29 protein-coding genes are annotated in these 22,483 nt (G+C 57.3%); 19 read left to right on the top strand and 10 right to left on the bottom strand.

Translation table 11 applies throughout. The features are described from left to right. Positions 1-149 precede the first annotated feature (149 nt). Positions 150-398, bottom strand: a complete 249-nt coding sequence (locus Q1W70_RS26110; RefSeq protein WP_302098358.1) for a DUF1654 domain-containing protein — start codon at positions 396-398, stop codon at positions 150-152. A 354-nt stretch (positions 399-752) separates the two neighbouring features. Here Q1W70_RS26110 and Q1W70_RS26105 point away from each other — a divergent pair, with 354 nt between their 5' ends. Further along, entirely contained in the window at positions 753-1,808 is a 1,056-nt protein-coding gene (locus Q1W70_RS26105; RefSeq protein WP_302098357.1) for a hypothetical protein, read from the top strand. Between the two features lie 157 nt (positions 1,809-1,965). Here Q1W70_RS26105 and Q1W70_RS26100 read toward each other — a convergent pair whose 3' ends face one another. Continuing rightward, the gene (locus tag Q1W70_RS26100; protein WP_166589410.1) at positions 1,966-2,211 is read right to left on the bottom strand and encodes a hypothetical protein; all 246 of its coding nucleotides are present in this window, start codon (positions 2,209-2,211) and stop codon (positions 1,966-1,968) included. 190 nt (positions 2,212-2,401) lie between these two features. Here Q1W70_RS26100 and Q1W70_RS26095 point away from each other — a divergent pair, with 190 nt between their 5' ends. After that, entirely contained in the window at positions 2,402-2,797 is a 396-nt protein-coding gene (locus tag Q1W70_RS26095; RefSeq protein WP_166589409.1) for a hypothetical protein, read from the top strand. A 208-nt stretch (positions 2,798-3,005) separates the two neighbouring features. On the opposite strand, the gene Q1W70_RS26090 is transcribed toward Q1W70_RS26095, so the two are convergent. The 8 genes from Q1W70_RS26090 to Q1W70_RS26055 all read right to left on the bottom strand — a co-directional run bounded on the left by Q1W70_RS26090 (position 3,006) and on the right by Q1W70_RS26055 (position 9,830). After that, positions 3,006-3,224, bottom strand: a complete 219-nt coding sequence (locus Q1W70_RS26090; RefSeq protein ID WP_302098355.1) for a hypothetical protein — start codon at positions 3,222-3,224, stop codon at positions 3,006-3,008. Between the two features lie 176 nt (positions 3,225-3,400). Then, positions 3,401-4,156 carry an IS21-like element ISPsy14 family helper ATPase IstB gene (gene istB / locus Q1W70_RS26085; RefSeq protein ID WP_057704534.1) on the bottom strand — a complete coding sequence of 252 codons (756 nt, stop codon included), beginning with the start codon at positions 4,154-4,156 and terminating at the stop codon, positions 3,401-3,403. 19 nt (positions 4,157-4,175) lie between these two features. Continuing rightward, positions 4,176-5,690 carry an IS21 family transposase gene (istA, locus tag Q1W70_RS26080; RefSeq protein WP_302098119.1) on the bottom strand — a complete coding sequence of 505 codons (1,515 nt, stop codon included), beginning with the start codon at positions 5,688-5,690 and terminating at the stop codon, positions 4,176-4,178. A 255-nt stretch (positions 5,691-5,945) separates the two neighbouring features. Then, complete coding sequence (locus Q1W70_RS26075; RefSeq protein WP_302098354.1) at positions 5,946-6,215, bottom strand: superinfection immunity protein; 270 nt, start codon at positions 6,213-6,215, stop codon at positions 5,946-5,948. A gap of 605 nt (positions 6,216-6,820) precedes the next feature. Then, entirely contained in the window at positions 6,821-7,765 is a 945-nt protein-coding gene (locus Q1W70_RS26070; RefSeq protein ID WP_302098353.1) for an LAPAL motif-containing putative phage structural protein, read from the bottom strand. Positions 7,766-7,887: 122 nt separating this feature from the next. After that, a complete protein-coding gene (locus Q1W70_RS26065; protein WP_302098352.1) occupies positions 7,888-8,652 on the bottom strand; it encodes a KilA-N domain-containing protein in 765 nt (254 codons plus the stop codon). A gap of 110 nt (positions 8,653-8,762) precedes the next feature. Beyond that, the gene (locus tag Q1W70_RS26060; protein WP_302098350.1) at positions 8,763-9,008 is read right to left on the bottom strand and encodes a hypothetical protein; all 246 of its coding nucleotides are present in this window, start codon (positions 9,006-9,008) and stop codon (positions 8,763-8,765) included. A 9-nt stretch (positions 9,009-9,017) separates the two neighbouring features. Then, complete coding sequence (locus tag Q1W70_RS26055; protein WP_302098349.1) at positions 9,018-9,830, bottom strand: LexA family transcriptional regulator; 813 nt, start codon at positions 9,828-9,830, stop codon at positions 9,018-9,020. A gap of 109 nt (positions 9,831-9,939) precedes the next feature. On the opposite strand from Q1W70_RS26055, the gene Q1W70_RS26050 reads away from it, so the two are divergent. From Q1W70_RS26050 to Q1W70_RS25970, 17 genes are all read left to right on the top strand, one after another. Further along, positions 9,940-10,134: a Cro/CI family transcriptional regulator gene (locus Q1W70_RS26050; protein WP_028236757.1), complete on the top strand. Its 195-nt coding sequence runs from the start codon at positions 9,940-9,942 to the stop codon at positions 10,132-10,134. A 31-nt stretch (positions 10,135-10,165) separates the two neighbouring features. Beyond that, complete coding sequence (locus Q1W70_RS26045; protein WP_039012569.1) at positions 10,166-10,366, top strand: hypothetical protein; 201 nt, start codon at positions 10,166-10,168, stop codon at positions 10,364-10,366. Positions 10,367-10,683: 317 nt separating this feature from the next. Beyond that, a complete protein-coding gene (locus Q1W70_RS26040; RefSeq protein WP_302098348.1) occupies positions 10,684-11,550 on the top strand; it encodes a BRO-N domain-containing protein in 867 nt (288 codons plus the stop codon). After that, positions 11,550-12,380 (top strand): DnaT-like ssDNA-binding domain-containing protein, encoded by an 831-nt coding sequence (locus Q1W70_RS26035; RefSeq protein ID WP_302098347.1) that lies wholly within the window; start codon positions 11,550-11,552, stop codon positions 12,378-12,380. The genes Q1W70_RS26040 and Q1W70_RS26035 overlap by 1 nt, the downstream gene beginning before the upstream one ends. Then, positions 12,377-13,090: a replication protein P gene (locus Q1W70_RS26030; protein WP_302098346.1), complete on the top strand. Its 714-nt coding sequence runs from the start codon at positions 12,377-12,379 to the stop codon at positions 13,088-13,090. Before Q1W70_RS26035 ends, Q1W70_RS26030 begins: the two co-directional genes overlap by 4 nt. Continuing rightward, positions 13,087-13,677: an MreC domain-containing protein gene (locus Q1W70_RS26025; RefSeq protein ID WP_302098345.1), complete on the top strand. Its 591-nt coding sequence runs from the start codon at positions 13,087-13,089 to the stop codon at positions 13,675-13,677. The genes Q1W70_RS26030 and Q1W70_RS26025 overlap by 4 nt, the downstream gene beginning before the upstream one ends. Then, the gene (locus Q1W70_RS26020) at positions 13,674-14,144 is read left to right on the top strand and encodes a NinB/YbcN family protein (protein ID WP_302098344.1); all 471 of its coding nucleotides are present in this window, start codon (positions 13,674-13,676) and stop codon (positions 14,142-14,144) included. The genes Q1W70_RS26025 and Q1W70_RS26020 overlap by 4 nt, the downstream gene beginning before the upstream one ends. Next, entirely contained in the window at positions 14,141-14,719 is a 579-nt protein-coding gene (locus Q1W70_RS26015) for a recombination protein NinG (protein ID WP_302098343.1), read from the top strand. The genes Q1W70_RS26020 and Q1W70_RS26015 overlap by 4 nt, the downstream gene beginning before the upstream one ends. Beyond that, a complete protein-coding gene (locus tag Q1W70_RS26010) occupies positions 14,716-15,390 on the top strand; it encodes a bacteriophage antitermination protein Q (RefSeq protein ID WP_302098342.1) in 675 nt (224 codons plus the stop codon). The genes Q1W70_RS26015 and Q1W70_RS26010 overlap by 4 nt, the downstream gene beginning before the upstream one ends. An 806-nt stretch (positions 15,391-16,196) precedes the next feature. Then, entirely contained in the window at positions 16,197-16,529 is a 333-nt protein-coding gene (locus Q1W70_RS26005) for a phage holin, lambda family (RefSeq protein WP_166589397.1), read from the top strand. A 52-nt stretch (positions 16,530-16,581) separates the two neighbouring features. Next, positions 16,582-16,770: a hypothetical protein gene (locus Q1W70_RS26000; protein WP_095169212.1), complete on the top strand. Its 189-nt coding sequence runs from the start codon at positions 16,582-16,584 to the stop codon at positions 16,768-16,770. Continuing rightward, entirely contained in the window at positions 16,771-17,076 is a 306-nt protein-coding gene (locus Q1W70_RS25995) for a hypothetical protein (protein ID WP_302098340.1), read from the top strand. It abuts the gene before it with no gap. Between the two features lie 425 nt (positions 17,077-17,501). Further along, positions 17,502-18,125, top strand: coding sequence for a putative metallopeptidase (locus tag Q1W70_RS25990; RefSeq protein ID WP_302098339.1), 624 nt, complete (start codon positions 17,502-17,504; stop codon positions 18,123-18,125). A 31-nt stretch (positions 18,126-18,156) separates the two neighbouring features. Continuing rightward, a complete protein-coding gene (locus Q1W70_RS25985) occupies positions 18,157-18,633 on the top strand; it encodes a DUF2280 domain-containing protein (RefSeq protein WP_302098338.1) in 477 nt (158 codons plus the stop codon). Next, positions 18,608-19,927, top strand: a complete 1,320-nt coding sequence (locus tag Q1W70_RS25980; RefSeq protein WP_302098337.1) for a phage terminase large subunit family protein — start codon at positions 18,608-18,610, stop codon at positions 19,925-19,927. The genes Q1W70_RS25985 and Q1W70_RS25980 overlap by 26 nt, the downstream gene beginning before the upstream one ends. Further along, a complete protein-coding gene (locus Q1W70_RS25975; RefSeq protein ID WP_302098336.1) occupies positions 19,927-21,309 on the top strand; it encodes a DUF4055 domain-containing protein in 1,383 nt (460 codons plus the stop codon). Before Q1W70_RS25980 ends, Q1W70_RS25975 begins: the two co-directional genes overlap by 1 nt. A gap of 3 nt (positions 21,310-21,312) precedes the next feature. Beyond that, positions 21,313-22,374, top strand: a complete 1,062-nt coding sequence (locus Q1W70_RS25970) for a phage minor head protein (protein ID WP_302098335.1) — start codon at positions 21,313-21,315, stop codon at positions 22,372-22,374. The last annotated feature ends 109 nt before the right edge of the window (positions 22,375-22,483 follow it).

Raw genomic sequence — 22,483 nt, 5'->3', positions numbered from 1 at the left:
GGCCTGTTGAGGCCCTTCGCAGTCCCTGTAGCGCTGCGATGGGTGAACAATACCGCCGGTATTGTGTATTGGTCAATACCTCCGGTCATATTATTTTCGGCGCTCCAAAAAAAGCCCGCACAGCGGCGGGCAAAGAGGGATGGGTGAATTCAGTCTTCCTTGGGTACCGTCCAGAAAATATGCACTGCACCACCATCGCGATGGGCAATGGTCACGTTATCGTTCTCGGCGATCTCTTCCAGGATGCGATCCCAGTCCTCGGGCGAATCGTTAGCCGCTCGCTCCAATAGGGCAGACTTTGATGCTTGGGATCGAGGGGTGTTGATGATCTTGTGGATCCGCATGCCGAGCAGCTCGTAAGAGGTTGGGGGTTTTGGTGCTTGCTTTGCCTTTGCCATCACAGTGCTCCTTTGCTGTATGTACATACAGTATTTTAGCAAGTCGGGATTGGCAACAGCTAGCGGAGTACATTTGTACTCTTGCGATGGGCGAGCAACAAAAAGCCCGCTCAGTGGCGGGCAGCGGAGAACCGTAATGTAAAAACCTTCTGCTAATCTGAATAGGTCCTTCAGCGGTCCCGGTTTGGGGTGCCCAACATGCACAAACTCACAAGAGCGATCACTTCCGGGTGGTCGAATCTCATTGTCTGGTGTAATCGCTCTTTCATTACGGCGATTGCTATCGCGCTCGTTGCGGCGAGCGCGTATGCGGAGGAGGTCATCTGGATTGGGCGACCCACGACAGGGGATTACATGGCCCAGAGTATGAATAGGGCCATTGAGCAGTTTGCAGAGTTGCGTCAAGAGATGACGAAGTTCGAGGCTGATATAGAGCAGGCTCGACGCGCCTATTTTGCTGCTTCAGCATCAGATCGCTCCGCTAGTGGGGAAAAATTTGGCGAATTGCTGTTTCAGAAAGATTTGCTGATTGCTTGGCCTCAAGTGGCCAGTGACGGTGATCCGGGCAAAGCAATGAGCAACCTTATCGCCCTTGCGAGCAAGTCAAATTCTCCGGATGGTGGAATTCCTCCTAGTGCCAGGGAAGCTTTCACCAAGTGGCTCAATGCCTTGCGCTTTAGGGTTGGTGGAGGGCTTGGCATGACCCCGGATCCGATCGCGACCGCGGCGGCTCTTCAGAACAGTGCCAGCCTGAAAGAGTACGAGGCGTACCGACGACTTCGAGATCAGGCAGAATGGGATGAGTGGGAGGCTCATCGCAACGGTGGGAATCGTAGGTTGCTCGCAAGCCATGTTGTCGATCCAAGAACCTATTTTGGTCAAAGCTCGAAGCAGAAAGGCTTTGACCATTTTGTGGCTCAGATAGAAAACAAAGTATTGCAGTGCGAGTACGCAGGTCGCCAAGTGGATGGGTTGATCTTCCATTTTTGGGAGGGGCAGCCGCCTGAAAATATCGCTTTTTTGATTGCTATGAATCCCCAGGGTTTCAATAGGCTGGTGGATCACGCGGTTAGCGAATGCCCGCCGGATAGCAAGAAAGCGATGGCTATAGCGTCGTCTCCTGTTTCAGTTGCAGTTACACCGCGAATTGCTGCGGAGGCCTCTATCAAAGCGTTGTACCTTCCCGGGGTGCTGAGTCCTGCCCAAGAGGAGCAGATGATTCGTGCACAGCTACAGAAGTTTGAGCGTCAGACGGAGCGGATGGAAAGGGGTGCAAAGCTGCTGGCGTGTGAGCAGGAGTTGATTCAAGGCGTCAATGCGGCAAAACAGTCCGAAGACCAAAAAAATGGGATTAAGGAGACCCAGGCCAAGTACCAAAAATGCAAAGCTGCTTTACGATCTGCTGGCTGATGCCTAAATACTGAAAAACGAATTTTGAAAATCTAATCATCGAGCAACAAAAAGCCCACACATGGCGGGGCATAGTGGGCTGTTTGTATTGCAGTGTGCACCGATCCCTCGGCGCGATCGATTTTAGAACAACCCTTGGGCGGCCACCAGATCTCTGTTAGTCCTCTCCGTCAGTCCGTTCTTCCGGCTTCCATCTGGCAATCAAGTCGACTAACAACTCTGCAATGGCGTCACTGTTTTCTGACAGCACTTCAAGATGCTCGCTGACTCGATGGTATGTCTCCGTAGAGCCGCGCTGATCGATCCAAATACCTATTTCTTCGATAGCAGAGCCCAAGGCATTGATGTTCTGGTTCAGGCGGCTGAGCAGTGCAGGAGTTGGATCGTCGGGGAGCTCGGACATAGCGTTTCCTCTGGTTGATGAGGAAAGCGTAGCAGGAGCAAAAAATACTTCAGCGCAGGTCTCTGGCGGGTAGTGCTTTGGTAGACCACTTGTCGCGGCCCCATGGAACGGTCCCAGCAACTTCCTACAATAAAAATGCCTGGGTGATGGTTGTCGACCAGGTTAACCATCAGCCGTCCAGGAGATTCAAATGCGCAAGAAGATTATTGCAGCCGTAATTCTGGCTGCAGCGGCTCATATGCCATATTCGCTCGCTGAGTCGCCAGCTGATTACCCAAATGTTGGCGATGAAGGACTCGCCTTTTCCATTCAGGCAAAGCAGGGCAGCTCTTGGGTTCCAATGAAAAGTCAACTGAACAGCGCTGCCAGGGCATGCATCTTTGGAAACCCGAGGTGCTACCTCAAGAAAGGAGTGGCCTGCGAACCCTTTGCAATGAAGATTGAAGGGCCTGGCGGGGTTCGGGAGTTGAAATGCATGGGATCTCGCACTGATCATGGGGATGCCGACAAGGAGGATATCCAGCGCGCATTTAACCGCGCACAGTATGAGGCGAAGGGCTCCAGCGCACCGATGGTTGGTAAATAGTACTGGCGCGTCGTGAATGGCAGACATGAAAAAGCCCGGCGCTGGGCCGGCTTCACACGATCAAATTACAGGCAACAAAAAGCCCGCTCAATGGCGGGCAATCTGTCGAAGGGGCGCTGATCTGTCAGCTGATCTCAGTGTAGCCATGGATTCTGGATAGGGAAGGGCAGACACGAAAAGCCCGTCCAGACGTATAGACCCGATGAGTTCAGTGAAGCACAGGAGAAAAGAGAACCCTGGCAGTCTCGTCCAGCCGCTTCTCGATCTCAATCAGCTCAGCCTCTTTGACGAGAATCGAGCTTTTATATATGCAGACCATGAGTCGCAGCAGCTCAAAATCTGACATTTCAGCAAGATCATCTTTCAGGTCGGGGCGTTGGCTGAGTAGCAGCGCTCGCATCTCTTCTACGGTTTTCGGCTTGTCCATGCGTAATGCCTCCATAGCTCAACCCGATTTTAGTCCACGGGAGCTTGGAGTAATTGCCGCTGATCGCCAGGCTGCGGATTCCACGACACTTGGACACTCAGCCCACGATCATTTGGACACTCATTCCACGCTCACTTGGACAGGCAGTCGGAGCGCAGCGACGCAGGTTCGCATTGTTAGTCTGAAGTCCCGGTTGCAGTCAATTTCGTTGCGCGCTTGCGCATCGATTCGCCCTTCAGTTCGATGCGGTAAGCGTTGTGCACCAGCCGGTCGAGGATCGCATCGCCCAAGGTCGGATCACCGATCAGCGCATGCCATTTATCCACCGGCATCTGGCTGGTCACCAGCGTCGAGCGGTTTCCGTAACGGTCGTCCAGCAGTTCCAGCATGTCGCGCCGCTGCGCGGCGGTAAACGGTGCAAGGCCCCAGTCGTCCAGGATCAGCAGATCGGTCTTGGCATAACCCGCCATGAGTTTGGCGAAGCGACCGTCGCCGTGGGCCAGGCCCAGTTCTTCCATCAAGCGAGGCAGACGCAGATAACGCACGCTGTAACCGTCCCGGCAAGCCTTATGGGCCAGCGCGCAGGCGAGCCACGTTTTGCCTACGCCTGTCGGGCCGCCGATGATCAGGTTCAGGCCGTCACGCAGCCATTGGCCGCTACCGAGTTGCAGGATCAGGGCCTTGTCCAGGCCGCGTGGGCTGCGGTAATCGATATCTTCCAAGCAGGCGTTGTGGCGTAGTCTCGCGGATTTGAGGCGAGTGGTCAGCCGAGCATCTTCACGCTCGGTCAGTTCGCGGTCGACCATCAGGCCAAGGCGTTCGTTGAAGCTGAGATCGCTGATGTCGGGCGTTGCGTGTTGCTCGCTCAGCGCTTTGATCATGCCGTGCAGCCGCAGGGTTTGCAGCTTGTCCAGAGTCGGGTTGGGTAGCATCTTGATGCTCCTTTTCAGGTCAGTGGTAGTAGTCGGGGCCACGCAGGTTGATGTGCTCTTCGGGCAGCAGTGGCAGGTTTTGCTGGGTCAGCGGCAGCCGTTCCAAGCCTTGGCGCAGGATCGATTCGAGGCTTTTGTAACTGCATGCGCCCAGCGCCAGCGCACGCTGGCAAGCGGCTTCCAGCCGCTCTTCGCCGTGCTGTCTGCTCAGGCGCAGGATGCCCAGGCAGGCGCGGAAACCGTGCTGCGGATGGATTCGGCGTTCGAGGATGTGGGCGATGACGCCAGCCGTGTTCGGGCCGGTCTGCTCGGCCCAGCGGATCAGCCGTTGCGGTGTCCACTCGGCATGTTCGCGGTGGCTCTTGGGCATGTGCTCGGTTTGGGTGGTGTGGCGGCCTTTATGTGCCGAGCGCAGATGGCTGGCCACGCGCTGATTGGCGTGGAAGCATTCAACGGTCTGCGCCGTCAGCCGCACTTCGAGTTGGTGCTTCACCAGCTGATACGGCACCGAGTAGTAATGGCCGTCGACCTCGACGTGGTAGTCGATGTGTACTCGTACCTTTTTCCATTCGGCGTAGACGTACGGGTGTTCCGGCAGCGGTTGCAGCGCGGGTTGGTCGATGGTCTCGAAGACCGACCGGCGTGAGCCGGGCAGCTTCTTGAAGGGTTTCTGATTGAGTCGATCCAGCAGCAGTCCAATTGCCGTGTTGAGTTCGCCCAGCGAGAAGAACTGGCGGTTGCGCAGCACTGCCAGGATCCAGCGCTCGACCACTTGCACGCCGACTTCGACCTTGGCTTTGTCCCGAGGCTTGCGGGATCTGGCAGGCAATACGGCCACGCCGTAATGCTCGGCCAGGTCGCGGTAACTGGGATTGATGTCAGGCTCGTAACGATGCGCTTTGGTAACGCCGCTGCGCAGATTGTCCGGTACCAGGATCTGCGATGTACCGCCGAAAAAGGCGAAGCAGCGCACGTGCGAGCCCAGCCAGTCGGGCAGTTTCTGCGACCAAGTGGCCTCGGCAAAGGTGTAGCTGGACGCGCCGAGGACGGCGACGAAGATCTGCGTTTGGCGGATCTCGCCGGTTCGCCGATCAATGACTGGCACGGTCTGGCCAGCGTAATCGACAAACAGCTTTTCGCCGGCACGGTGTTCCTGGCGCATGACCACGTCGACCTTGGCGGCCCAGAGGCGGTAATGCTCGCAGAACCAGCTGTACTGGAAGCCTTGCGGATGGCTGAGTCGATACTCTTGCCAAAGCAGGGCCAGGGTGACGCCGGGACGGCGCAGTTCGGCATGGACATGAGCCCAGTCCGGCATCGGACGTTGATCGCTGGGAACCGTCGGCGCTGGCGGGAACAGACAGCGTTCCAGTTCGGCATCCGACAACGCCGTCGGCCAGGTCAGCCCGCAAGCGTTGAAGCGATGCAGGTAGTTGCCGGCGCTGCCACTGCTGATGCGAAGGCTGGTGGCGATCTTGCGCACGGACAGGCCGGCGTCGAACTTTAGGCGTAGTACCTCTCGGATTTTACGCATGGATATACGCTCCACGACGACCTCTTCGCTTCGAGAAAAGAGGTCGATGGTAGTGAATAATCCTGCGTCGCTGCCTGCCTGAGCATGGGCTGGGTCAGTGGAAAATCACTGTCCAAATGCTCGTGGAATGAGTGTCCAAGTCAGCGTGGAATCACTGTCCAAGTGTTCGTGGAATGGGTGTCCAACTGCGCGTGGAATCCGCACGCCAGGCTAGAGGAAAGAGGTGGCGCTAGATACGAAAAGCCCGGCGCCAAATTACTCGTCTGCTAGTGGAAGAACGAAAGCCCTGTAAAGCGCTAACGCCCAACCAATACCGGTCCATCCAGCAAGGAGGTTCAGCTTGAAGATCGATATACGGACCTGCTTGGGGTAGCCGATTGCACAGATCGATGGGTAGAAATACAACGCTAAAGCGCTGGAGAAGAACAGAGCGTTGGCGGCTAAGGCGACCTCGTTGTCGCCAGCTCTACCTAAGTAGCTCAATGCGCATAATGGAATCAGAATGCCCAGACCGAAAATCTCCATCAGCCCCCCTATGCATAGATGCACTAATACCTGTAGTGGCTCAATGGCATCACTATACATGGACATTTGGAGCATCGGGAAGCGTGAAAAGCTATCGGCACGACAGAGAGAAACAAGAAGCCCGGCGCTGGGCCGGCTTCACACTATCAAATTACAGGCAAAGAAAAGCCCGCGACGGGGGGTAGCGGGCTTAAAGGTATGTTCATTAGGAGCTGAGATCACCATAAACTTTGAGTTGTGAAAGATATGTGAAATTTCAGTCAGTATATTTTGCCAGCGTTGTCAGTCATCAGCGCGAGGCTGCTCCATCGTTTTCAGGAGTGAATCCCTCAACCCTGGCAGTCTCGACCTCTTCGGGCCATCGAAGCTCCTGTCGCCTGGAGTCGGAGCTTGGCGATCCGGTGACCTTCGCATGAACGTAGGTTACCTCCCGGTTCACTACAATGGCCGCATAGGTCACGCACGCGCAGGCACCCAAGAAAGCAGTGATCTTGATGAGCTTACTTGTGGTGGGCTTCATGCGCTCCCCTCCAGACGGATGCGAGGAACGATCCTAGCTGGTAAGGACAGAAACAAGAAGCCCGGCGCTGGGCCGGGCTTTGTCTTCAGTCTACGTTGCGCTGGAAATTCATAGGCAGCTGAGCCATCGCTTTTCGGTGCTCAAGGACCTTAATAACGGTGTACTCAGTTTTGAACTGTTCGCCAGCCAAGGATTGAACCCTGCGCAGCCTCACCTTCAAAATGTCGCCTTTTGTGAAGCTGGTAGCGCTTGCTGCGACCTGAGAGACAAACGACTCATCAAGCATGTCAGCATAAAAAACGCTCGCCCCATCATTGAATCTCCATTTATTTCCTTCCTGAAAGGAGATGCTCACGATCTGAAGATTTACCTCGAACTCGTCATCCGATAGAGGCTCTGATTCTGGCTCAGGAGTTTTGAAATACGGACGTTCCGCCTTCGTTATTTCGATGAACCTGTCGGTCTGCTTCAAATCTGTAACCGCAAACGTGTCTATGCCATCCGCCTCAAGAGGCTTGAGAACGCCTTCCAAAGCCAGTCGCACGCGAAACTGCCGATACAGTGCAAGTACCTTTTCCTCGGTCTCGATCGCCGCATCATCCATAACCACGCGAACTAGGCCATTGTCGAGCAGGACAACCTGATTGATTCGACGGCCACGGATTTTTTTGATTAGCCAGAGTAAGCCCGCGCCACCGGCGATCAGTTTTCCGCCGTTATCCTGAACAAGACCAATCCACTCAAGAAGCTCCTTAGCATTGGCGACAGACTCGTTAGAAAAGAGATTGTGCGCGTGTTGAAGAAGGGACTGTATAACCTCAAGCTCGATGCCGAAGCACCCAGTCTTGAATGTGGCTTTTACCTGAACAGCAATTTGCGCACGGCCATCATTGATGACTGAATTCGCTTCCTCAAGTAGCGAGCCAAGGGCTAGAAGAGCGGGTGCAAGCTCGCGAACGTCCATCTCGCTGTTGGCGAGGGCCGGCCCATCGTAGAGTACGTTAAAGGATGCTTTGCTCATGTCTTCCATTGTTGCTTCCGTGCGTGATTCTGTCTATTTAAGCCTGAGGTCGCCGGTCTGAAACACTTGCTTCGCGGAGCCTTAACCCGGCCAATCAGATGATCCATAAGCCCTGGTTGAAGGGTCGGTATTCATCTTTTCAGTGGGGCAGGCAAGGCGAGTAGGCGCTCAAGGTGGGGAATCGCCTTTGCATCCTTTTCCTTGAAGTATGAGACGGCTTTTCGTGGAAGCCAAACTGTATGGAAGTGGTTTCTGAAGTCTGCCAGCACGTCGTTCGGGTAAAGCTTTGGGTAAACAATTCGCCCATCTTCGAAAACGTGCTTGTATGTCGGCAGCGCATCGGTATCAATCCCTTTTTCGTCGCGCAGCCACTTGCAAAACATCCGGCCTTCCGAGATGTCTGGCAGCATCCGATCCGGAAGGGTGTAGCCCGAGTCCTCCATGGGAGCAATGAGCACCAGGGCCATTTCGTTCAGCATCGAGAAGTGGGTATATGGCACCTGCTCGCGATTCGCCAAATATCGGCGAAGATGGTATGGAAGAAGATTTTCTGACTTTCCTTTTCCCCCTAGCCATTCGCGCACCCATTGCGATACGGCCACAGCAAACCTAGGTGAGCACCACTGGCCAAGGTTTATCGCAACATCGGGATGAACCCATGTGCCGCGATTTTCGTTCGCGCCGTTCATTATGGTGAAAACAAGTTGGTCCATGGGAATTCCCATGGACCTCGAAAGCTCAGCCATGAACTCGCCAGTTACCCGAAGACGGGCGTAGTCTGCAAAGGCCTTACCCGATGCATTACACATAGACGTCGCGTTCACATAACCATCTGATGCTCGCTGATGGATGAGCGCGCCTTCCACTCGCCTCGGTATTAGCTCTAGCTGAGTCATTCCATGTATCTCCCCAAAGCGCCCAACGGGCAAAACCTCAGCATACCTGCTGACGGCCCAACATTCATTTATTCAACGGCGTGCAGCATTCTTTGGTTACCGCTTGAGTTTCACAATCTTGCAAGCTCTTCCCGCACAATCCTCCCCACCTTCACTTCCTCCGCATACCCCGCCAGCCGATCCTCACCATCATGAAACACGGTGCACATCCTCAGCACAGCCTGGGCGTCTGCCTCATTGCCGGCCAGGCTCAGCCGCTCAGCGATTCGCAGCAGCTCGACGGCGGACCATTTCAGGTCGGAGGCAACACCCTGGAGGTCGCGCTTCAGGTCTTGGTTGGGCTTGGTGAGGGTCATGGTCAACTCCTATAAGTCTCCACCGCGCCAAACCACTCGACCAATAATCCGATGCTCATTGATCTCACTGCGGGACAGGACCTGGTCAGGAAATGTGTCCTTATCCTCGTTGTCGCTACGGATGATCCAGTTGCCCAGGGCCGCTTGAATCAAGCGCTTCACGATGACGCCCTTGTCAGCGCTCGACAGCACATAAATGTGTCCGCTTGTTGGCTCGATCCGTGATTCGTCTACCAGCAGCACGTCATGGTCGCTTACCGTCGGCCACATGCTGTCGCCGTCGGCATAGATAACCTTCAGGCTCTTGGGATTCAGCCCTTTAACGCGTAGCCATTCTTTTTTGAAAGCCAGGGTGCTTCGAATCTCGACGTGCGGATTATCGTGCCCGCCCCCCGCGGCCGCGCGAGCCGTGTACTGAGGGATAAACGCATAACGCTCATCGGTTGGCTCGTGAATATCTTCGCCGGCAGGGAGGGGCGTATTTGCGGCCTCTTTTGACGTGAGAGTCGATGGAGGTACATCTCGACCTCCATCCAGCGAGGACGCCATCTTCTGCACTTGAGTAGCCAGGGTAGGGCTGATCTCTGATACCGGAACCTGAAGCATTCTGGCGAAGACTGTTGCTGCCTTGATGCTCAGAGCAGTTCGCCCGTTCATGAAGTGGCTGACAGCCCCCTGGGTGACGCCGTCACCAAGTTCGGCGGCAATCTTTTCCTGGGTGAGCTTGAGGGCGCCGCGCTTCTCTTGAAAGATCGCCTTGAGCCGCTCGCTGTCTTGCAGCTGCCAATCAGAGAGAGGAAGCCTTCGGGAGTCTTTTTTCATCAGCGGATCATATTACCTGCGGTATTTGCTTAACCAATATCGCCGGTATTGACTATCAACAATACCGGCGGTCATACTTGGCGTGAAAATCTATGTAGAGGACGACGCCATGCGCCGTATCCCGCTTACCGAATTTGCAAAAGAGCACGGCCATACGAAAGCCGCGCAGTTGCTCGGCTGTACGCAAGGCGCCTTGAGTAAGGCGATCCGAGTAGGCCGCGATGTGTACGTGACCCTCGAGGATGATGGCAGCCTGTCGGCCCAAGAGCAGCGTCCGTTCCCCTCCCAAAAATCTGCCGCTTAACCCAATTTCAACAGCCAGGAGCACGACCCGTATGTACATGGACCCCAATCAAAAGCGCGCCATTCCGGTGAAGGTTCGTTTCGAACCTGTGCTGGATCGGATCCTGCGCAAGGCCGCCACAAAAACCCGCATGCAGCACGCGACCTACCTCTACGAAATCATCGAGTGGGCCGTTGCCAACGGCGTGATCGAAGAGCTCATGCAGGACAAACAAGAAGATATCGCGGGCTGAAGGGCCTATGGAGGCCTAAATGCATTTCGACATCGACAGGCTGTCGCCGGAAGCCCGACGGCAGGTGTTGGCGCTTATGGAGGCCAACGGACTGACCCTTGGAGAAAGCCTTAACCAGATCTTGGAAGAGGCGGTATCCGATGGAGCAACTTCAGCAGTAGGGCGGAGGAAGGCAAAAGTCCTCCAGCTAGTGGTGACCCCAAAAAGGGCCTCTTGCAGGGACTCTTCAGGGTAGGTGAGAGGGCCTCTGCCAAATCCGAGACGAAAAAAAGCCGGGGTAGTGACCCGGCTCTCTTAAAACGCTTGTGGAGCAAATCATGCACCATCAAACCGAATCGATCAATACCCCCGCCAATGTCGCGACACGTTTTGTAGATCCTGAAAACGTGTCGCGCGCTACCTTGCCTACACCTTTCAGTTTTCACGGTCTGTTGATCCGCGTCATTGGCGGCGGATCTGGCGAGCCTTGGTTCATCGCCAAGGACGTTGCCGATGCGCTTGGCTATGCCAACACGTCGAAAGCGATCAATGCCCACTGCAAAGCGGTGAGCACCTGCCATACCGAAATGGGAGGGCAGGTCAGGGCTGTGCAGATCATCCCTGAGCGCGACCTTTATCGTCTGGTTATGAAATCCAAGCTACCTGCTGCTGAGCAGTTCGAAGAGTGGGTGGTTGGCCAGGTGCTACCGAGTATCCGCAAGACGGGTACGTTCGCCGCCAAGCCAACGAACAACGCCAAGATCGTCGGCGAATTAGCCATCCTCGAATGCTTCGACCGCCTGCTCAAGCCTGCACCGTCCAGCAAAATGATGATGCTTGCCCAGATCGCCGCGAATAACGGCCTGGATGCCAAGTTCCTCCCTGGCTATGCCGTGGACGCCGCTCCAGACGCCGCTGGCGGTTCTTCGATGCCAACTAAGGCCGTTACCGCCCTGATCAAAGAGCATGGCATCAGCAGCACGGCGCCCGGCTTCAACCGCGCTTTGGCCGCCCACGGCTTCCTCAAGGTACTGCAGCGCAAGAACTCCAAGCAGGAGACGGTCGACTTCTGGTCTGTGACTGAAAAGGGTCTCAAGTACGGCAAGAACCTGACCAGCCCTCAATGCCCCCGCGAAACACAGCCTCACTGGTATGTCGATCGCTTCCTCGAACTGGCCGACCTGATCGGCAAAGGAGCCAGGTAATGGCCCGTGCACGCAATATCAAACCCGGCCTGTTCAGCAACGAAGTTATTGCTGAGCTACCTCCATTCGATCGGCTGTTGTTCATTGGCCTGTGGTGCCTGGCTGACAGGGAAGGGCGACTGGAGGATAGGCCCAAACGCATCAAGATTGAGCTGTTCCCTTGCGACACGTATGACGTCGCCGAAGGGCTTGCCAACCTGATCGCTCACGGCTTCATCCAGCGCTACGAAGTGGCTGGGCAATCCATTATTGAGATCCCTGCCTTCCAGAAGCACCAGCGGCCTCACGGGACGGAAAAGGACAGCACTCTTCCTGACAGAGACGGCTTTTTGTCTGTGAATGACCGCAAGAAGAATGGCGTTGTCACGGGCACGAAAAGGCTAGTTCACGTTAATTCACCACAAAATAACGTTAACCAACCGTTAGATAACAGTGAACATCCGTTAGATAACGCCCTGATACCTGATTCACTGATACCTGAAGAACACAACACACTACGCGCGGAGCCTGAAGTTTCGGCTGACCCAAAGTCACCAACCGAGATGACCCTCGATTGGGTGCCTGACCAGAAGCTGCTGAAGGCCTATGCCATGCGCATGGCAATGCCCGTCGGCTCCTTCACAAACGAAGCCACCGCAGCGTTCGTCTGCCATTACTCGGCGTCCGGCCGCATCGAGACTCAAGCGGCCTGGGTGAGCCTGCTGGTGAAGTGGGTTAAGCGCGACACCGCGTCGACCAACAACGTCCACCAGTTGCCAGTGCGCCGACAATCCGCAGAGCCTGACTTCGAAAGCAACGCCTGGGCTCAGAACCTTGTGGTGAGCCCATGAAGCCTGCCAACCAACTGATGGCGACCATGGGCAACCTGCCGCCAGCCAATCACGCCCAGCCGCTCCACGTGACGCCGCAGACAGCCGAAGTGGTGAACGACCTGTTCCGTCGCCTGCGCGGGATATTCCCGGCCTGGCGCCAAGCGTGGCCGTCTACCGAAGCGCTGGACGCCGCCAAGTCCGAGTGGATCAAGGAGTTCGCCGCCGAGGGCATCCGGACCCTGGAACAGATCGAGTTCGGTATCCAGAAGTGTCGGAAGTCAAAAAAGCCTTTCGCGCCGAGTGTTGGTGAATTCATCGCCATGTGCACTCCAAGCCCTGAGGACTTCGGCATGCCGACAGCGGCCGGCGCGTGGGTGGAAGCTCTGATGGGCGTCTACAGCCACGAAGCGGTGAAGCTCGCCGCCGAGGCTACTGGCCTGTTCGACCTGCGCGCCGCGAAGCAGGAAGACAAGGGTCTGCGAGCCCGGTTCGACCGCAATTACGAGGTGATCCTGCGCCGAGCCCAGGCCGGGCAACCGCTGGGCGGCAAGATCGCCGCCGGCATCGAACACGACAGCGGGAAGAGCGAGTTGGAGCTAGCTGAGGAGTTCGCCAATCAGCGGCAGGTCCGCCTGCTGGAGGTCCAGGCGATCCCATGCAGCGGCTCGGCAGCACGGGCGCAGCTGCTGGCCAGGTTCGGCAAGAAGACTACGGAGCAGCGGACATGACTGACAACACCGAGCTGAAGCGGGTGGCCGAGTCTGCGAATGCAGTGAAAAGCGACGTCAACATCACTATGGCGGCGGGTACCACCCAGGAAGAAGTGAAAGCGGTACAGGACTTCCTGCAGCTTGCCATGCCGAAAACGATTCTAGCCCTGATCACCGAGAACGAGAACTTGGTTGCTTGGAGGGAGGGTTTACTCAAAGAGCGAGCAGCGCACATCCGTCAGCGCGATCAACTCAAGGCCGAGAACGACCGACTGATCGCAGAAAACAAGCAGTTGATCCTGCTGGAGTGCTACGGAGGCACGGCCCAAGCAGCGATAAATCTTCTCGCCGAGCGCGACCAGTTCAAGGCCGAGAACGAGGAGCTGCGCGAAGCCAACGACAAGTTTTCCCGTCGTAACGGAATGCTTGAGGAGAACGTGCAGGCCATGACTGAAACGCACGTGCTCTACACCTGGCTGCGCAAGAAGGTCGACCAGCCGGGCAATGACTTCGTGGCTGTTCAGATGAACATCGGGCACGACTGGGTTCCGGTGCACGATCTTGATCGCGATCTGCGCTCGATGATCGAGAGGGAAGAGCCATGACTGACAAGATCAGCGTCAACTGCCAGGCCAGGCTCTCCGAGGCCATTACCTGCCTGACCACGATGTTCCGCGATAAGAAGTTTGTCGTGGTCTCTCTGCGTCCGGGTAAGGACCGCACGCTCGACCAGAACGCCCTGTGGTTTGCGATGTACGACCGTATCGCCAAATCCACGGAGATGGGTGACGTGGAAGACGTACGCCGGTACTGCAAGCTCCACATCGGCGTGCCGCTCATGCGTGGCGAAGATCCTGAGTTCCGTCAGGGCTGGGCGGAATCGTTCGTGCACTTGGACTACGAGGTAAAGCTGCGCCTGATGGGCCCGTGCGCGATGTTCGGGCCGGACGGCTTCCCCGTGACCCGCTTGTTCAATCGTGCCCAGGGCTGCATGTACACCGACCGGATCGTCGACGAGTTCGGGCCGAAGGGTGTGCACTTTGCCGATCTGCTGAGCGAGGTGGCGGCATGATCCCCAAGCAACCACGTTCGAAGACATGCAAGAACCCAGCGTGCAGGGCCTCATTCGTCCCGCAGCGCCTCGGGCAGGCGGTGTGCAACTACACCTGCGGCCTTGCCATCAAGGACGTGAACCAGGAGAAGGCACGCAAGTCGCTGGACCAGGTTGAGCGCCGGGAGATCAAGGTCCGCAAGGAGAAGCTGAAGAACCGGGCGGATCACCTGAAGGACACGCAGCAGGCCTTCAACGCCTGGGTGCGTGAACGTGACGCCGAGCTTCCATGCATCAGCTGCGGCCGGCACCACCAGGGCAAGTATGACGCTGGCCATTACCGCACCGTCGGTAGCAACCCTGCACTGCGCTTCGAGCCGCTGAATTGCCATCGCCAGTGCTCGCCGTGCAACACCCAGCTGTCCGGCAACATCGTGAACTACCGCATAGCACTGGTGACGCGGATCGGCGCCGAGGCCGTGGATTGGCTGGAAGGCCCTCATGAGGCCAAAAAGTACACCGTCGAAGAGTTGAAGGCGATGACCGCCGACTACCGGGCGAAGACCAGAGACTTGAAAAAGGGAGCAGCAGCATGAAACTGATCAACGCAAGGCAGGTATGGACCGAAGCTCAGCACGAATCGAACGCGTCGATCAGCGCTGTGGCAATCGAGCAGGGCGCCGCGGCGCCGGTCAAGAGTGCGCGCATACGTCGTCATGAGGCGGTGTTCGCCGCCCTGGGCGATGACAAGGAGGAGCGCATCCAAGTGGTGCGGCAGAAGATCAGCATCAGTGAGACTCGCCGCACGCCAATTGGCCGGTCAACCGCTCGCGCCGCGCACCTGGCCACGATCGGGAAGGTTCTGCGGGCAATCGACACATTGCCATTCCAGGTGCAGCAGTTCGGTCACTACCTGTACCACCCGGCGATGAACATGCGGCATCTGCTGAATGCGGTGCTGCTGGTAACCGCGAAGGCTCAACTGACTGACCTTACCTCGGCCAAGCGGGTGAAAGCTCAGTACTTGGTTACGCTGGCCCTGCAGTCGTACAAAGGCGAAGTGCATGGAGCGGCCGAGTGGGGGCCGGCCCGGGTGGCGTCAGAGATGCACGCCTTCTTCGGGGTCGCGATCGATCCGAAGAACTGGACCCGAGACTGGCTCGACCTCTGGGAATCCCTGAAAGAAGTCGTTAAGGAAGTGGATATTCAGGCTCAACAGCCTGTATGGCAGGTTATCCACGCGGAGAAAGATCAAGAGGCGGCATAATAATATTGACATGACGGCGTTTTCAAGGTACTTTTCCCATAGTGCACAAGTAACGCGAAACGCACACCAAACCCTGAACCCGGCCATTGCGCCGGGTTTTTCTTGCTAAAGCTTTCCATGCTTCAGTCGACAACCCGGCGTTGAGTACGAAAACGCCGGAGATAAAAAATGGGATTTTTTGATAAGGTCAAGGAGCTCGCTCTCAAGGCTAAATGTGGAGTAGGCATGCACGCTGGCGAGTATTCAAAGGCAGCCAACGGGCCGGCCTGTTTACTCGAAAAGACTTGCCCTGACTGCTTTGAGCATGTTACGAAGCATAAGCACGAGCATGGTGCGTTCTCATACAAAAACCATCATACATGCACGATGATCCGCAATTGTGTTCACTGCGGGCATGAAGATTCCAAGCTAAAGCATGAAGACTTTGTGGAAATGGGCAGAGATGATTTCTGTAAGGTCCAAGAGAAATGCATCAGATGTGGCTTTAGTCAGGTCAAGAAAGAAGACCACTACATGACTGAAGTGTCCCGAAATGACACCCACAAAACCCTTTCATGCATCCGATGCAATAAGAGAGAGACAAAGACGTTAGATCGCTACTAACGGTCAAAAGAATCTAAAACCCCGCCATTGAGTGGGGTTTTTTTCGCCTCCAGTTTCCCCGCGTCCCTTGACGCGGTAGATCGTCTCGCCCGAAGAGGGTCTCATTCAGGCCTCTGCATATGCAGGGGCCTTTCTGTTTCGGGCAATGCCCAGGCCTACGCAGGCCATTTTTATTCCTAACTCCCTGACGGGGAGGAACTGAGATGTCAAACATGCCAGACAAACCAGACACCTGGGCGATGGCGCTTGCGTGGTTGAGCCAGCATTCGCCAATCCTCTATGCGGCTGCGTTGTCCTGCGCGATGGCTGTTCTGCGAATCACCTACGGCGGCGGCACGCGGCGCCAGATGATCGTGGAGGGCGCTATCTGTGGTGGCTTGGCCCTGACGATCATCAGCGGGCTTGAGTTCTTCCAGCTACCCCAGAGCATGGCGACCTTCGTCGGCGGATGGGTTGGCTTTCTGGGTGTGGAGAAGATCCGCTCCATTGCTGACCGGGTTACGGACTTCAAGCTACCTGGTCGCAGGGCTGATTAATCCGCGACACGTTTCGCGAGTCAGCAAATCGTGTCGCGACATTGGAGAGAGCATGAGTAACGTCACTCGCCTGCATCACGCCCTGCCGCTCAGTCCTGCCATCAACAAGGCGGTCACCGAGCTGGATAGCGCCATCGCCAAAGCGATTGACGCTGCCAAGGCTGCCGGCCTACCTCAGGGGTTGGTCGTATCCCTTCTGCATGGGCACGCCCAGCTGCAGACAAACATCATGGTGAGTTGAATGACCGTCAAGGTGCTGGAGTTCAAGCGCCCCGATGAGCCGCACTCAGCCGGAGAGGCCATCTGCACCCACTGCAAGCATGAATGGGTGGCAGTGGCGCCGGCGGGCCAGCGGAATCTGGAGTGTCCGTCCTGCGGTTCAGCCAGGGGAGTATTCAAGTGGCCCTTTGGTCCATCTGTAGGGGATGAGGGCTACAAGTGCAATTGCGGCTGCGAGGACTTCTTCATCATGCGGCGCGGCTTGCAGGCCAGCGGCACAGTGTTCTGCCGTGGATGTGGTACAGAAGCCACCGGCTGGTTTGAGTGAGGCGTGCTGCAGGTGAGTGCAGCATGCCAAGCCAAGCTTTCCAGCCTCTTAACCTAGCTCTCTTTCTAGGGCCTCCTGATAGCAAACAAGGTCTGAGGATCGTTGATTGGCCTCGTATGCCGCTTGGTAATGGTCGGCGCTTTCATCGCAGGCGTAGTTCGAGTTTCCGCCGAGTTCCCGCTCCAATGCCTTTTGATAGCACACAAGGTCACTAGCTCGCATCGTCGATTGATAGCGGTCTTGGTATGACTGGGCGCTATCGGAGCAGGAGCCATAAGGCGTATTGGCTGCAAAGGATGTAGTGCATGCAAGGCCGAGTGCGCAAATAGCAAGAAGGGATTTGAGCGGGGTCATCCGTGAATCTCCGAGTAGGTATTTCTTACCATTACCGGCATTCGGCCACTATTTCAAGTTCAAGGTGAGAAATGGACAGGCCATACCCTCCGGCGTCACTGCTTGAGCTGTCCGAACTATCCGACTTCGGTATCCGCCTGACTCCAGCGCCTGAAGTTTGGGAGTGGCTTCAAGCCGAGATCCTCGCTGACTCCGGCAGCATTCACAACGAAGACCATGCTCACCTACTGGATGCAGACATCCGGGTCATGTGGGCGTCGTCGAGCTTCGAGAAGCAGGGCCGCACAGTCCTGGGCCAGGCCGAGCAAGTGGCATTTCGTGCGGGTGGTTGGCAGAAAGCCCGGATGGAACAGCAGATGCGTGATTGGTTCGGCGATGTGCCGGCTTTCATCATCACCTTGGCTGCCGACTACTGCGCCCAGTGCAGCGACATTGAGTTCTGCGCCCTGATCGAGCACGAGCTGTATCACCTGGCTCATGCGACCGATAAGTACGGTCAACCAGCATTCACCCAAGACGGGGCCCCGAAGATCAAGCTGCAAGGCCACGACGTCGAAGAGTTCGTCGGTGTGGTCCGCCGCTATGGTGCGAGCCCTGACGTTCAAGCTTTGGTGAATGCTGCAAACAGTCCTGCTGAGGTGGGGAAATTGAACATTGCGAGGGCCTGCGGAACCTGTCTGCTCAGATCGGCCTGACCCCTGACAGACCCCTGACGGAATTCAACCTATGGCAGCCCTGAGCAACGAGGTGAAAGCCTTCATCGTTCAGGCCTTGGCCTGTTTCGATACCCCCACGCAAGTAGCGTCCTCCGTCCGAGAAGAGTTTGGCATTGAGGTCACTCGCCAGAAGTGTGAGGCACATGACCCAACCAAGTATGCCGGGCGAGACCTGGCTAAGCGCTGGGTGGTCCTGTTCGAAGACACTCGGAAGCGATTCCGCGAAGAAACGGCTGAGATTCCAATCGCCAACCGTGCCTATCGTTTGCGCGCACTTGGACGGATGGCCGTGAAGGCCGAGAACTCAAAGAACATGGCGCTGACTGCCCAGCTACTGGAGCAGGCCGCCAAAGAGGTGGGCGATGTGTACGTGAATCGCCGCCTTGAACCTGAAAAGCCCCTTGGCTCCCAGGTGGATCAGCAGCACGCCGTTGCTGAGTACACCTTGGAGCCTGATGAGAATGTCCCCGTTACCCCGTACCTTTGATCCACCGGTGAAGCTGACGCCCAAGCAGGCGAACATTTACTGCTGGGGCTTCCAGCCTGAGGCCCGCTTCCGTGATGCGGTGTGTGGTCGCCGGTTTGGCAAGACGTTCCTGGGCAAGGCCGAGATGCGCCGCGCTGCCCGGCTGGCTGCGGAGTGGGGCGTGAGCGTTGAAGACGAGATCTGGTACGGCGCACCGACTTTCAAGCAGGCCAAACGGGTGTTCTGGCGTCGCCTGAAGCAGGCTATCCCCGAAGCATGGCGTGCACACCGCCCGAACGAGACGGAATGCTCAATCACCCTCAAGTCCGGCCACGTCATGCGCGTGGTGGGGCTCGACAACTACGACAACCTGCGGGGCTCTGGTCTGTTCTTCGTCCTGGTGGATGAATGGGCAGACTGCCCGTGGGCTGCGTGGGAAGAAGTGCTGCGGCCGATGCTATCGACTTGTCAGTACCAGATTCCAGGCGTTGGTATGCGCAAGGGCGGGCATGCGTTGCGAATCGGCACGCCCAAGGGCTTCAACCACTGCTACGACACTTATCTGGACGGTAAACCAGGCGGCGAGCCAGACCACAAGAGCTGGCAGTACACGTCATTGCAGGGCGGCAATGTTCCTCCTGAAGAGCTTGAAGCGGCTCGCCGGAAAATGGACCCGCGCACCTTCCGGCAAGAGTACGAAGCTGGCTTTGAGAACTACGCGGGCGTCGTCTACTACACGTTCAATCGTGAGACGAACCGGACAAGCGAGACGATTAAGCGCGGTGAGGCGCTGCACATCGGCATGGACTTCAACGTCATGAAGATGGCCGCCGTGGTGCATGTCATACGTGACGAGCTGCCATTGGCCCTCAGCGAGTTCTCCGAGGTGCGCGACACGCCGGAGATGATCGAGAAGATCAAGCTTCGCTTCCCTGATCACAGCATCGCGATCTACCCGGATGCAAGCGGCCAGAACACCAGCAGCAAGAGCGCGAGCGAGTCCGACCTGTCACTGCTCCGGAAGGCCGGCTTCACCGTGGCGGTGGACTCGACCAACCCGGCGGTGAAAGACCGGGTCAACGCCATGTGCGCGATGTTCGCCAACACGTACGGCGAACACCGTTACCTGGTCAACGTCGATCAATGCCCGAAGTACACGCAGTGCCTGGAACGCCAGATCTACACGGACAAGGGCGAGCCCGACAAGAAAGCCGGTTATGACCACCTGGTGGACGCCCCCGGCTACTTCATTGCCAAGCGCTACCCGATCAAAACACGCACAGGCGGAACACGCCGAATTGGAGGCTTGGCCTGATGCCAGTGCAATCGACAAACCCCGACTACGAGGCGCACATCGCCGAGTGGGAAATGATGGACGACGCGCTCGAGGGGGAGTGCGCCGTAAAGCGAAACGAGCGTAACCTGCCCAAGCCGAGCGGCATGGTCGAAGCTGAAAAGCTCGACGCCGCCGGCAACAAGTATCTGTACCAGAACTACACTGATCGGGCTCAGTACGAGCACTGGGTGCGGGATTCGCTGCGATCGATGATGGGCCTGGTCTCGCGACTGATCCCGGAGATCGAACTGCCCACCGGCCTTAAGGGGCTGGAAGACAACGCAACGGCGGACGGCTTCGGCCTGAAGCAATTGTTCTTCCGCGTGGTGCGCCAGGCGATTTCCCATGGCCGGGTGCCGCTGGTGGTGAACATCGACGAGAGTGGCGACCCGTACTTCTCGACGTACGCCACCCGCAACGCCATCAACTGGGACACCGCTGATCAAGGCGGCCGGCAGGACCTGGTCCTCTCGGTGTTTCGCGAGTTTAGGAAAAAGGGCGGCGATCGCTACAGTCATGACTGCGACACGGTGTTCCGCGAATTCTTCATGCAAGGCAACGTCTGCTACACGTCGGTGCGGAATGAGGGTGGCGAACTCGTAGAAGAAGAGAAGCCGCTGGGCTCCACAGGAACGGACAACCGTCTGGTCAAGGGGCTGCCATACCTGCCGGTGATCTACTGCGGATCTACCGACAACTCGCCGGACGTGGACGAGGTGCCGCTGCTGACAATGGCGCGGGCCGCGCTGAAGTCCTACCAACTGAGCGCTGACTACTTCACAGCCCTACACCAGACCAGCCACCCGCAGCCGTGGGTTGCTGGGATGGACGAGACGGTTGAGCTCAGCGTCACCGGACCATCCGCAGCCTGGGATCTGGGGCCGAAGGGCAGTTGTGGCTATCTGGAATTCCAGGGCGCCGGCATCGAAGCCGTTCGCACGGCCATGGAAGACCAGAAGAACGCCGCGCTTGAGGCTGGCGCCAAGGTGATGGACGTAGGTGGCACTGAGTCAGGGGAGGCCCGAAAAACCCGCCAGAACGATCAGCACGCGACGCTGCATAGCATCGTGGTCACGGTTGCAGAAGCGTTGGAGCAGGGGCTGCGTTATGCCGCTGAGTGGAAAGGCTACGACCCCGCGCAGGTCGTGTTCACGGTCAATCCAGAGTTCATAATCCCGGCGGTTGACGCCCAGGTACTGGCAGAACTGCAGAAAGCGGTCATGGCTGGCACTGTAAGCGCCGATACCTACTGGATGTACCTCACCACCGGCAAGCTGCCAGAGCGAGCCTACGACGAAGAGATCAAGGTGATGACTATTGAGGGGCAGGCCGGTCGACGGGGTGTAGGCCTAGAGGATTAACGCATGGGCAGCGACCAGATCAGCGAGACAATCCGCAATGCGGTCCTGCTCGAAAGCCTCAAGTCCAGCGAGGTCGAAAAGTTCGCGCCATTCCTCCGGCAGATCGATCGCTCATTGCGTGAGCAACTTGGCAAGTCGGAACTGACCGAGTTCAAGCGCGCTCGGCTCGACGCCATGCTCAAACAGGTGGATGAGGCGCTGGACAGCGTCTTTACCCACTACACCGATCAACTGCAACTGGATCTGATGGATGTTGCGGTCTGGCAGGCAAGCGCTGAGGCGGCTGTGATCGGCGCTGCGGTGCCGAGCTATGCCGCGACCATCCCAGCGCTCGCAACGCTCAAGACGGCAGCCTTCAGGTCGCCCCTCGGCATCAAGGGGGCGGATGGCGGGAAGCTGCTGACACCTTTCATCGAAGACTGGAGCAAGTCCGAGCGATCCAGGGTCACTGGTGCGATACGGCAGGGATGGTTCGAGGGAAAGACCAACTCCGAGATCATCCGCACCCTGCGCGGCACCAAGGACATGAAGTACACGGACGGCTTGCTGGCCATTACCAGCCGCAACGCCGATGCCGTGACGCGCACCGCGATTCAGCACGTCGCTGGACAGGCGCGGAATCAGTTCGCCAAACAGAACAGCGACATCCTAAGGGGCGTGCAGATCATCGCCACGCTGGATGGCCGCACTACAGCGTATTGCCGAGCGGCAGACGGTACCGAATACGCACTGGACGAGGGGCCGCGGCCTCCGTTCCATATTCGCTGCCGGACCAGCTTCATTCTGCTGCTCAAGGATGCGCCGTCACTGGGAGTACTGGCTGACCGATCGAGCATGAACGGTCAGGTCAAGGCCGATACCAGCTATTACGAGTGGATCAAGACGCAGCCAGCCGCCTTTCAGGACACGGTCATCGGCAAGGCCAGGGCCAAGCTGTTCCGCGATGGTGGCATGACGCCTGAGCAGTTCTCTGACCTGCAGATCGGCAACAACTTCAAACCGCGCACGCTTAATCAGCTTCGGCAGATGGTGCCTGAGGCGTTCAAGCGGGCGGGACTCAACTAATCCGCGACACGAAATGACGCTGCGCAAAACGTGTCGCAACAAATTCAAGCCTCGCCAAGTGCGGGGCTTTTTTACGCTCGCAAGGCGAGCCGACCAAACCCAAGGGGTG

Origin of the sequence: Pseudomonas kielensis (assembly GCF_030505375.1) — a bacterium.
Classification (GTDB): Bacteria; Pseudomonadota; Gammaproteobacteria; order Pseudomonadales; family Pseudomonadaceae; genus Aquipseudomonas; species Aquipseudomonas kielensis.
The sequence above is the reverse complement of the archived record's forward strand: the minus strand, read 5'-3'. Positions and strand labels throughout refer to the sequence as shown.

Coding starts and splice junctions, on each gene's coding strand:
- Q1W70_RS26110 (WP_302098358.1), bottom strand. CDS start 398: ATGGCAAAGGCAAAGCAAGCACCAAAACCCCCAACCTCTTACGAGCTG.
- Q1W70_RS26105 (WP_302098357.1), top strand. CDS start 753: ATGGCCCAGAGTATGAATAGGGCCATTGAGCAGTTTGCAGAGTTGCGT.
- Q1W70_RS26100 (WP_166589410.1), bottom strand. CDS start 2,211: ATGTCCGAGCTCCCCGACGATCCAACTCCTGCACTGCTCAGCCGCCTG.
- Q1W70_RS26095 (WP_166589409.1), top strand. CDS start 2,402: ATGCGCAAGAAGATTATTGCAGCCGTAATTCTGGCTGCAGCGGCTCAT.
- Q1W70_RS26090 (WP_302098355.1), bottom strand. CDS start 3,224: ATGGACAAGCCGAAAACCGTAGAAGAGATGCGAGCGCTGCTACTCAGC.
- istB (WP_057704534.1), bottom strand. CDS start 4,156: ATGCTACCCAACCCGACTCTGGACAAGCTGCAAACCCTGCGGCTGCAC.
- istA (WP_302098119.1), bottom strand. CDS start 5,690: ATGCGTAAAATCCGAGAGGTACTACGCCTAAAGTTCGACGCCGGCCTG.
- Q1W70_RS26075 (WP_302098354.1), bottom strand. CDS start 6,215: ATGGAGATTTTCGGTCTGGGCATTCTGATTCCATTATGCGCATTGAGC.
- Q1W70_RS26070 (WP_302098353.1), bottom strand. CDS start 7,765: ATGGAAGACATGAGCAAAGCATCCTTTAACGTACTCTACGATGGGCCG.
- Q1W70_RS26065 (WP_302098352.1), bottom strand. CDS start 8,652: ATGACTCAGCTAGAGCTAATACCGAGGCGAGTGGAAGGCGCGCTCATC.
- Q1W70_RS26060 (WP_302098350.1), bottom strand. CDS start 9,008: ATGACCCTCACCAAGCCCAACCAAGACCTGAAGCGCGACCTCCAGGGT.
- Q1W70_RS26055 (WP_302098349.1), bottom strand. CDS start 9,830: ATGAAAAAAGACTCCCGAAGGCTTCCTCTCTCTGATTGGCAGCTGCAA.
- Q1W70_RS26050 (WP_028236757.1), top strand. CDS start 9,940: ATGCGCCGTATCCCGCTTACCGAATTTGCAAAAGAGCACGGCCATACG.
- Q1W70_RS26045 (WP_039012569.1), top strand. CDS start 10,166: ATGTACATGGACCCCAATCAAAAGCGCGCCATTCCGGTGAAGGTTCGT.
- Q1W70_RS26040 (WP_302098348.1), top strand. CDS start 10,684: ATGCACCATCAAACCGAATCGATCAATACCCCCGCCAATGTCGCGACA.
- Q1W70_RS26035 (WP_302098347.1), top strand. CDS start 11,550: ATGGCCCGTGCACGCAATATCAAACCCGGCCTGTTCAGCAACGAAGTT.
- Q1W70_RS26030 (WP_302098346.1), top strand. CDS start 12,377: ATGAAGCCTGCCAACCAACTGATGGCGACCATGGGCAACCTGCCGCCA.
- Q1W70_RS26025 (WP_302098345.1), top strand. CDS start 13,087: ATGACTGACAACACCGAGCTGAAGCGGGTGGCCGAGTCTGCGAATGCA.
- Q1W70_RS26020 (WP_302098344.1), top strand. CDS start 13,674: ATGACTGACAAGATCAGCGTCAACTGCCAGGCCAGGCTCTCCGAGGCC.
- Q1W70_RS26015 (WP_302098343.1), top strand. CDS start 14,141: ATGATCCCCAAGCAACCACGTTCGAAGACATGCAAGAACCCAGCGTGC.
- Q1W70_RS26010 (WP_302098342.1), top strand. CDS start 14,716: ATGAAACTGATCAACGCAAGGCAGGTATGGACCGAAGCTCAGCACGAA.
- Q1W70_RS26005 (WP_166589397.1), top strand. CDS start 16,197: ATGTCAAACATGCCAGACAAACCAGACACCTGGGCGATGGCGCTTGCG.
- Q1W70_RS26000 (WP_095169212.1), top strand. CDS start 16,582: ATGAGTAACGTCACTCGCCTGCATCACGCCCTGCCGCTCAGTCCTGCC.
- Q1W70_RS25995 (WP_302098340.1), top strand. CDS start 16,771: ATGACCGTCAAGGTGCTGGAGTTCAAGCGCCCCGATGAGCCGCACTCA.
- Q1W70_RS25990 (WP_302098339.1), top strand. CDS start 17,502: ATGGACAGGCCATACCCTCCGGCGTCACTGCTTGAGCTGTCCGAACTA.
- Q1W70_RS25985 (WP_302098338.1), top strand. CDS start 18,157: ATGGCAGCCCTGAGCAACGAGGTGAAAGCCTTCATCGTTCAGGCCTTG.
- Q1W70_RS25980 (WP_302098337.1), top strand. CDS start 18,608: ATGTCCCCGTTACCCCGTACCTTTGATCCACCGGTGAAGCTGACGCCC.
- Q1W70_RS25975 (WP_302098336.1), top strand. CDS start 19,927: ATGCCAGTGCAATCGACAAACCCCGACTACGAGGCGCACATCGCCGAG.
- Q1W70_RS25970 (WP_302098335.1), top strand. CDS start 21,313: ATGGGCAGCGACCAGATCAGCGAGACAATCCGCAATGCGGTCCTGCTC.